At 46.2% G+C, this 12,497-nt stretch carries 8 protein-coding genes; all 8 read left to right on the top strand.

The genetic code is table 11. The annotated features are described in order from the left end of the window. The first annotated feature begins 36 nt into the window (after window positions 1-36). Window positions 37-924, top strand: a complete 888-nt coding sequence (locus ACFPOF_RS21680; RefSeq protein WP_378136537.1) for a carbohydrate ABC transporter permease — start codon at window positions 37-39, stop codon at window positions 922-924. After that, on the top strand, window positions 921-1,751 hold the full coding sequence (locus ACFPOF_RS21675) for a carbohydrate ABC transporter permease (protein ID WP_378136535.1): 831 nt from the start codon (window positions 921-923) through the stop codon (window positions 1,749-1,751). Before ACFPOF_RS21680 ends, ACFPOF_RS21675 begins: the two co-directional genes overlap by 4 nt. Window positions 1,752-1,813: 62 nt before the next feature. After that, the gene (locus ACFPOF_RS21670; RefSeq protein WP_378136533.1) at window positions 1,814-5,704 is read left to right on the top strand and encodes a carbohydrate binding domain-containing protein; all 3,891 of its coding nucleotides are present in this window, start codon (window positions 1,814-1,816) and stop codon (window positions 5,702-5,704) included. A 94-nt stretch (window positions 5,705-5,798) separates the two neighbouring features. After that, complete coding sequence (locus tag ACFPOF_RS21665; RefSeq protein ID WP_378136531.1) at window positions 5,799-7,562, top strand: sensor histidine kinase; 1,764 nt, start codon at window positions 5,799-5,801, stop codon at window positions 7,560-7,562. Beyond that, the gene (locus tag ACFPOF_RS21660) at window positions 7,552-8,829 is read left to right on the top strand and encodes a response regulator transcription factor (protein ID WP_378136529.1); all 1,278 of its coding nucleotides are present in this window, start codon (window positions 7,552-7,554) and stop codon (window positions 8,827-8,829) included. Before ACFPOF_RS21665 ends, ACFPOF_RS21660 begins: the two co-directional genes overlap by 11 nt. Before the next feature lie 111 nt (window positions 8,830-8,940). Beyond that, window positions 8,941-10,629, top strand: a complete 1,689-nt coding sequence (locus ACFPOF_RS21655; protein ID WP_378136527.1) for an extracellular solute-binding protein — start codon at window positions 8,941-8,943, stop codon at window positions 10,627-10,629. A gap of 94 nt (window positions 10,630-10,723) precedes the next feature. Then, entirely contained in the window at window positions 10,724-11,584 is an 861-nt protein-coding gene (locus tag ACFPOF_RS21650) for an ABC transporter permease (RefSeq protein ID WP_378137098.1), read from the top strand. Window positions 11,585-11,599: 15 nt separating this feature from the next. Continuing rightward, entirely contained in the window at window positions 11,600-12,484 is an 885-nt protein-coding gene (locus tag ACFPOF_RS21645) for a carbohydrate ABC transporter permease (protein WP_378136525.1), read from the top strand. Window positions 12,485-12,497: the final 13 nt, after the last annotated feature.

The following is a 12,497-nucleotide window of genomic DNA, read 5'->3' as shown; positions in this document are numbered from 1 at the left end:
ATGAGCGAAGCCGCACTTTCGGTAAGGAGGCAAAAGTTGAACAGGAATAAAGCAAACGTGTTGACATGGTTCTCATTTCTGGTTCCCGCGCTCGTGCTGTACTGCGTTTTCTTCATTTATCCTTCCGTCGGAAGCTTATATTACAGCTTCACGGACTGGACCGGGTTATCCAAAGAGATCGATTACGTCGGGTTTCGCAATTACGTTCGCATTTTCAGCGACGAGGCGCTAATCGACGCCATTACCAATACCGTTCTGCTTGTCGTGATCGTAACTGTCGTTCAGAACGTATTCGCGTTGGCTTTGGCAGAGGCGCTGAACGGAAATATTAAGCTTCGCAAACTATTACGGACGGTCTTTTTCCTTCCGGCGGTCATCAGTACGCTGGCTGTCGGTTTTATCTGGAGCTATTTATATAATCCGATCGACGGCATTATTAACGCGTTGCTGAAAAGTATCGGGTTATCCGCGCTTGCACAGGATTGGCTCGGAAATCCCGACACTGCGTTGTATGCGATTATGTTTATCATGATTTGGCAGAACGTAGGTTACTCAATGGTCATTTATTTGTCAGGCTTGCAGAGCATATCGGAATCGTATTACGAAGCGGCTTCGATCGACGGAGCCAACTATGCGCAGAAGTTTAAGCACATTACCTTCCCGTTAATCGGTCCGGCGATTACGATCAACGTAGTTCTATGTGTCATTGGAGGCATGAAAACATTCGATGTCATATATGCGACGACCGGCGGGGGGCCTGGCTACTCGACGGAAACGTTCGCCAGCATTTTGTTCCGCAAAGCGTTTAGCGGTATGGCCGAATTCGGGTATGGTTCCGCGATTGCCGTCGTGCTGTTCGTCGTTATTTTGATCGTTTCCAATCTCTTGACGAAATTTCTCAGAAGCAGAGAGGTGGAGTCATGAAGTTGAAAAAATACTATCTTTCTTTGGAGTTGCTTCTGGTCGTTGTCGGAGCGCTCTCGTTCTATCCGGTCTTTCTTATGATTGTCGATGCGTTCAAGACGAGAGAGGGAATGGCCGAACGTCCTTTTGGTTTCCCGAGCCCTTCCGAATTCACGCTGGATAATATGACAAACGCGATTTACAAGCTGAAGTTTTACCAGCCGCTCCTGAACAGCGTATGGATTACGCTCGTGTCCATTATTTTAATTATTCTTGTTTCTTCGTTGGCAGCATACCCCATCGCCCGAAAGAAAACGAAGCTATACTCCTTCATGTATTTTTTCTTTTTGGCGGGCTTGATGATTCCGTATCAACTGGCGATTATTACTTTGTACAAAGAGGTCATGTGGCTAGGGTTAATGAATCAAGGGCTCGGTTTGATTCTCGTCTACGGGGGAATCATGCTCTCTTTCCCGATTTTCTTCTACAGCGGGTTTATCAAGACCGTGCCGTATGAATTGGAAGAAGCCGCGCTTATTGACGGATACGGCCGCTATCGAATTTTTTTCCGTATCGTCTTTCCTCTCCTTAAGCCGGCGACGGCGACCATTGCCGTATTGATGATCCTAAGCTTGTGGAACGAGTTTACGATGGCGTTGTTGTTTTTGCAGAAGCCAGATAAGGTGACTTTGACGGTTGTTACCTATGCTTTCAAAGGGCAGTATCACGTCCACTGGCCGAATATGTTCGCGGGGCTGTTGATTTCGATTTTTCCAATGGTCGTGTTGTTCTTGTCCGTGCAAAGGTTTTTTATTCGGGGCATTACCGCAGGGGCCTTAAAAGGCTGAGCGGGAAAAGGAAATCGGCTTAGGCTTACATTTGCATTCTCAATCGATAAGGAGGGTTCTTAATGATCTTTAAGAAATCAAGCCTGCTTCTGATTGCGTGCTGCTGCTTATTAGCTTCGATTCCCATGTTGTTCGCAGGCGCGGATTATGCTCATGCCAACACCAGCGTAAGTATTGCTTTGAAAAATAACACGAAATCGTTTAACGGCACGACCAGCGGCATGGGAGGAACGGTTATGCCTTTCGGCTACCTTCCTAACATGCAAGTCAAGGATTTTAATGATGACGATTTAGCTTCATTGGTTACGCAGTTCAAGAAAACCGGCTCGACCATCGCAAGGCTGTGGGTGAACGGGGATTGGTTCGAGCCGGTTAACGACAATTCCGATCCGGCTGTCATGAACGACGCGGGGTTTACTTGGAACAGCGTTGGAATGCAGAGCTTGTACAAATATATCGAGGCTTTCCAACAAGCGGGAGTCGATTGCTTCGTTGATATTATTTATCAGGAACCAACGCTGATGTACCCGTGGTTGATCGCTTCTCCCGTGGAGCCGTTAAGCGGTCCGGGGGATGGGAAAATACCCGAGTACGCCGAGCATGCCGCGGCTTTAGTCAAGCAATTGACGGTCGTCAAAGGGTTTACTAACGTCAAATATTTCTCTGTAGCGGGAGAGCCGAACAACTATTTCATGTCTCCGCCCGGCGTCAGCAAAATCACGAATTACAAAAATTCGATGATCGCCATTCACAATCGGCTGCAAAGCGAGAATCTCCTGCAATACGTAAAGCTTGTAGCGCCGGAGATCGGCTCGTCCGATTACGATGCCGGGGATTGGCTGTCGGAGTTATCTCTGGATGTCCCGTCAAGCATCGATGCGTATTCGATCCATTCGGGCTCGACGAAGAAGGATGCGACGGATGGCACTTTCGTCTCGCAAATGACAGGTTTTCTGAATGCAATCAAAACTAACGATCCGAACGGCGCGGATAAACCCTTCATGATTACGGACTATTTCTCCACCGGAAGCATTCGCACGCCCGAGGATGGAATCAATGCCGTCGCGTTAATGGCGAACGGGCTAAGAATCGGAATTACCGAATTCGGCAGATGGTCGTTCGCCGAAGATATATGGCCGGGACCCACCAATCAGACGTCGACGAGCTTTGGCGACTATGGTTACGGAATTATCGGAAGCAAACAAGAGAACTTTACGGTGAAGCCAACCTACAAGGCGACCGCTTTGGCGCATAAATTCATCCCGCGAGGATCTACAGCCTATCAGGCCACGACATCCAATGAAGCCGTTATTCCCGCCATCATCAAGACCGCGAACGGCAAGCATACGATTGTTGTCGTGAACTGGTCGGACAATGCGGCGGACGTGTCTTTTACCCTCGAGAACGCGATTAACACGACGTTCAAAAAATATCAATTTTCGCGATCGCAGCTCGATATGGTCGATAAGTTCGGCGAGCTTCCGGCCAGCTTTGCTTCGCAAACGGTGAACGGTACTTCCTTCACGGATACGATACCGGCGAATACCGTTTACTTCTATACCGATATCCCGGACGGCACCGCTCCCGGTCAGGTTGCGGGAACAAGCGCGAGTACTTCTGATTTCAAGAAATCCACATTGACTTGGACGGCGAATACCGAGTCCGACTTGGCTTATTATCGAATTTATCGAAGCGAGGTTAGCAATTTTACTCCATCGCGGACGAACAAAATCGGAGAAAGATGGATCAAGCCCGGGGGAGCACCGCAGTTCGACGATAAAAACGTAGAGCAGGGCAAGACCTATTATTACAAAGTATCGGCGGTCGACACCTCGGAGAATGAGGGCGCATATTCGCCCCAGGCTTCCGTCACGATCGGAAATGAATCTTATACGAATGCGATGACGGTAGATTCATCGGGAACCTATTACGAGATTAACGCCGATTATGAGGGCGGGTATAAAGTCAGGCTGGATAAAGCCTCCGGAACGATCGGCTTCCTGCAAGACCAGCTTGGCTACAATAGACTCAACCAGGAAATCGATCGATACTCCGTTCCTTTGGTCTTAAAGTACAGCGCATCGGCATTCTCCAACGTGGTACAGAACGGCGGGGCAGAGAGCGGTACGACCGGTCCGAGCAATTGGTCGACGTGGACTGGCGGCGGAGGTACTTTTACTTGGGATACTTCCGTTACGCATAGCGGCAATCGTTCGTTGAAAATCCAAAATTCGTCCACGTCGGCCAACGCCGTATGGCTGCAGTCGATACCCGGCATAACCGCAGGGAAAGAGTACGAGGTTTCCTATTGGGTGAAGACGGATAACGTAACCGGACCCTCTAACGGAGGACAGGGCGTCTTTCTCAATGTTCAATATTTAGATGCCAGCGGGGCGAACCTTGGTGCGGATGGCGCTTTCGACGGCGCATCGAACGTGGGTACGCATGGCTGGTTAAACTTCACTTCCAGGGTGCATCCGCCCGCGGGAACAGCTTCGATCCTGCTGGGAGCCTTAATGTACGGAAACAGCGGAACGGCTTGGTTTGATGACATCCGTCTGGAGCTTCAACCGGATATCGCGCTAGCGGGGTCGCTCAGTCAAATGTATGCGGCTGATTCGGTCACTTACACCGATCTCTCATCCACGCATAAGAAAATCAGGACCGTTGTCGGAGATACGGCGCTCACCTACGACTTCTATAACGATCGGATCGAAATGAAAGTCGAAGGTTTGAACAGCGGAGGTTACCTCATCGAAGCGGGCGATATCGTCGCAAGGAACCTGACAACGGCCACTTGGTCGGATGGCACCAAGAATACGATTAGCGATACGGTGCCCGGATTCACTTATACGAAGAACACGACGAGTTTGACTCTCTATCAACCTCCGTCCTCCCAATCCATCCGGTATGAGTTCGGGGGGAGTAAATCGGTACTGCTGAAGAACGGCTCTCGTTTCCGCGGGTATTATTCCAGATTTCAAGTCAACAGCGGCGAAACGTTCACGATGAAATTTCCTAAGCAAGCTCTTAATTCGAACGGCGGCGTAGAGACGGGAACAACGGCGCCTACCGGTTGGAGCAATTGGAACGCTAACGGACACGGCTCGTTCCAATGGGATTCCAGCGTTGCGCATTGGGGAAGCAAGTCGCTGAAAATGACGAATTCCGCAACGGACAATTCGGCTTGGATCACGGTCGTAGACAATCTGGATCTTGCCAGCACCTATATATGGTCGGGGTGGATGAAGACTTCTTCCGTCTCTGGGACGCAAGGGGCCTATATTTCCGTGGAGGCCAAGGATGCAGCTTACAATGTTCTTGCGGTTTACCGGATTCCGTACGTCACGGGGACGAATGATTGGAAGAAAGTCGAGCTTGCCTTTAATCCGCCTGCGGGTACTGTGCATCTGTTGCTGGAAGGCAATCTGTATTCCGCCACGGGCACGGCTTGGTTCGACGATTTCGAACTGAGCGTTGCGGACACGGGCCTAAGTAATGCGGGAGCGGAATTAGGTTCGGGCACTCCGAGCGGCTGGGCGAGTTGGACATCGGCCGGAACGCCGTTCACATGGGATACCGGTACGGTATACCAAGGGAAAAAGTCGCTGAAAATAACCAACGGCTCCAATCAAAACTCCATCTGGTATACGAACAGAACGAACCTGCAAGCAGGCAAAGAATACGAGTTCGGCGGCTGGATCAAGACCTCCGGCGTAACGGCAGGTGGTATGGGCGCGCAGTTCGAAGCGATCGCCATGGATTCGAACGGCAATTGGATGAACATCTATATTACGCCGACTTTATCGGGGACGAAAGATTGGACTTACGTAACGGGTAAAATCACCCTCCCGCCGAATGCCGTATCGCTTAATCTAGAAGCGCAGCTTATCGGCGTGAACGGGACAGCTTGGTTTGACGACATGTTTATTCGTCTTGTAGATAAGTCCTGATGGGAATGGAAAGCTAAAAGCTAGAGGGCTAGGGAAAACGGGCTGTTCCAGGGGAACAGCCCGTTTTCCCCTTTAAGTTAAGGGGCGTGTTGATATGCTTTTCAGAAAAGACTTTAAGTTCTCGATCCTTACTAAATTAATTTTTGCATTTCTGTTGGTAATAACCCCTTTATACGGTCTGAATTTGATGATGAATAAGGAAGGGGCATTAAGCGTCAACAAAGAGATTTCCAAATCGATGGCTTCCCAAACGGATTTTTATCTGAGTTCATTGGAAACGGAAATATCGCGGACCGTCAGCTTACAGAAGGAATTGATTAACCAGAAAAATTTAGTGCGATTAAGCGCGGTGGGAGATGCGATGACGGATTATGAAAGAAGTCAGGCTATTCTAACCGTATTGAACCAAATGAACGTGATCCGAAGCACGGGAAGTTTCATCCAAAGCGTAAGCGTATACATTCCGATCATTCGCCGAACGTTAACAACTGGGTCGTCTCCGATCGACAGCCTTTCGGAGGAAGATTTCGAAATCTTATTTCAATCGTCTATGAAGTCCGATTCGCCGATCATTCAATGGAAGGAAGGTATGCTGTCGACAGTTGTATACCCTCCCATGCAGCTTCCGAACCAGAAATCTCCCGTGTTTATGATAAGCGTTGATTTTTCCTTTGCGAAAATTAAAGAGTCGCTTCTTCATTTTATTGATTATGCACGCGGGGGAGCGATGATCGTTCATCCGAATTGGACAATCGCTAATTTTAAGGCTCTGAATCCCATAGACAGACAGACTTTAGTCCAAACTCTTGTAGGCGAAAGCGGGATCAAGAGGATTGAATTGGATCGCGAGAAGTTTATGACGGTAAGAAACAGGTCTGGTCTCTTGGATGCTTATTTGGTGATTTTAGTTCCGGAGAATGAAATTTTCGGGACACTGATCAAATACAAATATTGGTTTTGGCTGCTATGCGGCATTTCGATTGTCATTATTTTGTTTTTCTCCTTCTGGATTTATCGTTTCATTCATCAACCGCTGCATAAGCTCGTACGTTCATTCCGTCAACTGGAGGACGGGAATTTACAAGTGACGATCATTCAGAACAGGAATGATGAATTCGACTACTTGTATAAGCAATTTAATGCCATGGTAGAGAAGCTGAGGATTACTTTACGGGAAGTGTATGAACAAAAAATACGCGCGCAACGTTCCAAGCTTAAGCAGTTGCAATCTCAAATCAATCCGCATTTTCTGTATAACAGCTTTTTTATTTTAAATGAAATGGTGCAAAAGTACGATGATGAGCAGCTGGATCAATTTTCCGGGAATCTCGGAAAATACTTCCAATACATTACCAGAAATGCGATGGATCATGCCACGCTGGAAACAGAGGTGGATCACGTTCGAGCGTATACGTATATTCAACAAACCCGATTTTCCAAACGGCTTCGGGTATTTTTCGGAGAACTTCCTGACGCCATTAAGCCGATGCGCGTTCCCAGAATCATTTTGCAGCCGATCGTGGAGAATGCTTTCAGATATGGAATGGATCAGAAATTGGCAGGCGGTATTTTGCATATCAGTTTTGTAGAACAGGATGATGTTGTTGTATTAAAGGTCGAAGATAACGGCGAGATGTTGGAAGATGCTCAATTGCTTCAGCTCCAGCAACAATTAATCCATTATACGGATGGAATGGAAAGTACGGGAATTATCAATATTCATCATCGTCTGCAAATCATGTACGGGTCCGGGGCGGGGATTAGGCTTTCCAGAAGCGAATACGGAGGATTATCGGTCGAAATCAGGATAATGAAGGAAGGCGGCTACCATGTGCAGGATCATGATCGTGGACGATGAGGAAATTATCGTGAATGGCGTCAGTGGATACTTAAACAATAATCATGCGGATTTGGAACTTTATAAGGCTAATAATGCAATCGAGGCAATCGACTTGTTGCAAAAATACAGAATGGACATCGTTATAACGGATATTCGCATGCCAGGTATGACCGGAATCGAACTGCAGGAAAAAGTGCTGAAACTGTGGCCAAGAAGCAAAGTGATATTTCTAACCGGATATGACGACTTCGAGTACGTTCACACTGCCCTTCGCAACGGGGCTGTCGACTATATTATGAAAACGGAGGGGTATGGAAAAATTTTGGAGGTTGTGCAAAAGACCATGCAGCAGATAAAAGAAGAAATCAGAAACAGGGAGTATCTGAATGAAGCCAGGCAGAAAATGAAATTGGCAAGAGCATCGCTTTGGAAACAATTTTTATTGGAGCTGCTGCACAAGGAAAAAGTTTCGATGGACTCGATAATTACCCAATTCGTCGAATTAGAGTTCCCTCTGAAAGGCGAGGCTCCCGTCACGATCATTATAGGACAGATCGAGCATTGGAATCAGAATCACAGTTTTTCTGACAAATCTTTACTGTTGTATGCCGTCCAAAATATTTCAGAGGAATTCCTTGCTCACACGGCATCTTCCCTATCGGTTGTTTATGAAAGTTCGAAGTTGATTTGGTTTATTCAACCGCACGATAGGGAGTGTAAGATCCAATCCATACATGATTCTTTCGAATCCATACAGAGAACATGCAGAGAAATGCTGAAAATCAAAATTTCTTTCGCGATGGCCAGCGAGTATATCTTATGGCAAGATGCAGCTAATAAGTTCAAGCTTTTACGTGCATTACCCAACTATAGCTTGGGATCAGGGGAGGAGTTTCTTTTAACGGAGAAAACCATTACTTCAGACCGCTCGGCCGATCAGTGCGAGGATAACAACAAAGACCGCACCAGTGAATTCATTGCGCGAATTCATCGTTATATCCATGATCATATCAGCAAAGATGTGACATTAATAACATTGGGAGAGTTCGTATATATGAATCCTACCTATCTTTCGCGTCTGTATAAACAGATTACCGGAATGAATATATCCGAATATATTAACGGGGTAAAAGTGTCGAAAGCGAAAGAAATGTTGAAAAACCCGAAGTTTAAAATTCAGGAAATCACGGCTTCGCTAGGGTTTGATTCTCATCCCTACTTTACGCAATTTTTTAAGAAGCATACCGGATTCACGCCTCAGGAATACAGGAGCTCGTTGAATTAGTCTATTTCCAAACAGAATGTAAAGATTCCGATAAATACAACCCAATCGTACTTCGTTATCCTTAAAGTAGGAAAAGGGCCCATTTCCAATCCATATGTCGGGGGTAACTAAATGTCGCGAAGAAGAGTAAATGCTATCCTTTCGGTAATGGTTATTTTATCCATTTTGATTGTTAGCGCTTGTTCGAAAAAAGAAAACAGCAGCGAGCCAGACACTAAACAAACAGCCGGGCAGACCAGTGACGCAGAGGCATCTGCGAAAGAGATCGATCCAATGGGGAAATACGATCCGCCTATTGAGGTTACTTCGGTAAGAGCCGTAGATTCGACATTTAAATATCTTGATAATGATTCGTTGGATAACAACGTTTGGACCCGGGCTTATGAGGAAAAATTAGGGATTAAAGTAAAGAACTTATGGGCTGTCGACTCCGCCCAGTATGCGGAAAAACTTAACATTTCCATTGCCTCGAAATCAATTCCGGATGTGATGATGGTAGGGTTAAAAGAATTCCAGTCTTTGGTTGAGAATAATATGTTGGAAGATCTGAGTGAAGCTTACGATAAATATGCTACGCCTTTTACAAAAGAAGTTCTTACTAAAGATGGCGGCATAGCCATGGATTTGGCTAAATATCAAGGCAAGCTTTATGCGATACCGTTTCTTTCGACCGCCATTGCCAACTCCAAAATACTATATGTGCGCACAGACTGGTTGAAAAAGCTGAATTTGCCTGAACCGAAAACGATGCAGGACGTTCTGAAAGTCTCTGAAGCGTTTACAACCCAGGATCCGGATGGAAATGGAAAGAAGGATACATTCGGATTGGCATTGGCCCAGGGCTATGTTGATGGCGCATTCGGGGATCTGCTAGGTTTCTTCAATGGCTACCATGCCTACCCAAATAAGTGGATTAAGGGATCCGACGGTCAATTGGTAAATGGCAGCATCCAGCCTGAAATGAAGAATGCGCTGCAGGAACTGCAAAATATGTATAAAAAGGGTCAGATTGATCCTGAATTTGCGGTAAAACCATGGAATAAAGAAGCGGAACTCGCGATTAGCGGGAAGTTGGGTCTTTTCTATGGGGTTGTCTGGAACCCGTTTAATCCCCTGGTAGACAGTATTAAGCAAAATCCAGGTTCCGAATGGAAAGCGCTTCCGATCGTGTCGGTAGATAACAATCCGGCACGTCCTATCGCATCGGATCCGGTCATCGGTTTTTACGTTGTCAAAAAGGGTTATGAACATCCTGAAGCGATCGTGAAGATGGGTAATTATTATTTGGAAAAAGGGTATGGCACGGATCCGGATCCGAAACTATTCAATGCTCCCAACACTGACGGCACTAGCCTCGCGGTGGCCATGTACGCGTTAGTCAGAATCATTCCGCACGACATCCATCTGATTTGGTATCACAATATCCTAGAAGCTCTTAAAACGAATGATGCCAGCAAATTAAATGGAGATGAGAAAACGCTTCATGATGAAATAAAAAAATACCCGGAAGATATCAATTCATGGGCCTATTTAAGGGAATATGGAGAGGGCGGTTCAATGTCGGTCATCGATTACTACAATAGCCATGACCTTATTCTCTTTAATGAATTTAACGGATCCACACCGACAATGATTTCGAAGAGTTCCATATTATCCGAGTTGCAAACAGAGGTTTTCACCAAAATAATCATGGGTGCGGCACCGATCGACGAGTTCGATAAGTTCGTGGATCAGTGGAAGAAACTGGGCGGAGACGAAATGACCAAAGAGGTGAATGACTGGTATTCATCCAAGAAGTAGTTTGTGAGGATTGATTTATATTCTAATCCCTGATCGAAAGATCAGGGAGGAGGTTTTTAACGTGAGATCATGGAAAACGGAAATCCCGCTGCATATGATGGTTCTTCCCGGTATTCTGATTGTTCTTGTCTATCAATACGGACCTATGTTCGGTCTTGTAATGGCCTTCGAGGATTTTAAACCTGTTCATGGTTTTTTTCAATCTTCGTGGGTTGGTCTGGACAATTTCTCCTATATTTTAAATATGCCCAATTTATCCAGAGTTCTATGGAACACTCTTTTTATTGCTTCTATGAAAATCATTGGAGGATTGTTGACACCGATTATCGTTTCTTTGCTATTAAATGAGTTGAGAATAGAAGTGATCAAGAGAGGCATTCAAACCTTGATTTATTTGCCTCATTTCCTCTCCTGGATTATTTTGGGCGGAGTCATGATCGATATTCTCTCTCCATCCGGCGGGATCGTAAATCAGATGATTACTTTTTTCGGGTTCAAGCCGATTTTTTTCCTTGGGAACGTTCAATGGTTTCCGTTTACATTGGTCATATCCGATATATGGAAGGAATTCGGATTCAGCACGATTGTTTTCCTAGCTGCCCTTTCCGGAATCAATCCCGCGCTTTATGAAGCTGCCGTAGTAGATGGAGCAAACCGTTGGCGGCAAACCTGGAGTATCACAATTCCGGCAATACTGCCCATTATCGTGCTAATGGTTACGCTAAGTCTGGGTCAAGTCTTAAATGCGGGATTCGAGCAGGTGTTTACGCTGTATAACCCGTTGGTTTACGAAAGCGGTGATATTATCGACACCTTTGTCTATCGTCTGGGAATGGTCAACGCGCAATATAGTATCGCTACGGCAGTGGGGCTGTTCAAATCGATTGTTTCTTTCCTTCTCATATCTTGTTCTTATTATTTGGCCTACCGTTTCGCGAATTACCGGATATTTTAGAAGGAAGTGATCCATTTGGTCGAGCGCATCTCCATTGGACGGCGTGTCTTTATCATAAGCAATTACACGCTGCTAATCTCCTTATCCATCCTGTGCTTGGTTCCTCTTATTCATATTTTTGCCGTTTCGCTAAGTTCCAAATCAGCGGCTGCAGGCGGCTTTGTCAGTTTGTGGCCTGTTGAAGTTACGCTGGATTCCTATCGATATGTTCTGAATAAATCAGAATTCGTCGCTTCCATGTATGTGACTTTACAGCGTATAGCTGCAGGCGTATCCGTCAACATGTTAATGACCGTTCTGATCGGATATCCGTTATCCAAGGAATTGCAATTCTTTCGGTTGCGAACGTTTTATGCCTGGTTTTTCGTGTTCACGGTACTTATCGGCGGTGGGCTGGTTCCTGCATATATGATCGTAAGGTATACAGGAATCATGGATACGATCTGGGCTCTTGTGCTGCCCGGTGCGGTCCCCGTTTTTAGCGTCGTGCTGCTGCTTAACTTTTTTCGCAATCTGCCCAAAGAACTTGAGGAAGCGGCATTCATGGACGGAGCCGGGCACTGGAGTGTCCTATGGAAAATTTATATCCCGCTCTCTGCTCCCGCTATTGCTACGTTGACGCTCTTTTCTACCGTAGGACATTGGAACTCTTGGTTTGACGGGATTATTTATATGAATTCACCTTCCAATTATCCGCTGCAAAGCTATTTAAGGACGGTTGTTATCGAGCGGGATATGGAATTTTTGAGCACTACAGATCCTGCCATGCTGCAGAGTGTTTCCGATCGTACGAGCAAAGCGGCACAAATCTTCGTCGGTGCTCTTCCGATCCTGATGCTGTATCCCTTCTTGCAACGTTTTTTCATGAAAGGGATCGTAGTAGGCAGTGTCAAAGAGTAGATTTTCGGAGGAA

The sequence above is a fragment of the Cohnella soli genome (genome assembly GCF_042655525.1).
Lineage (GTDB): Bacteria > Bacillota > Bacilli > Paenibacillales > Paenibacillaceae > Cohnella > Cohnella soli.
Note: the sequence above shows the minus strand (reverse complement) of the source record. Positions and strands in the feature narration are given on the sequence as shown.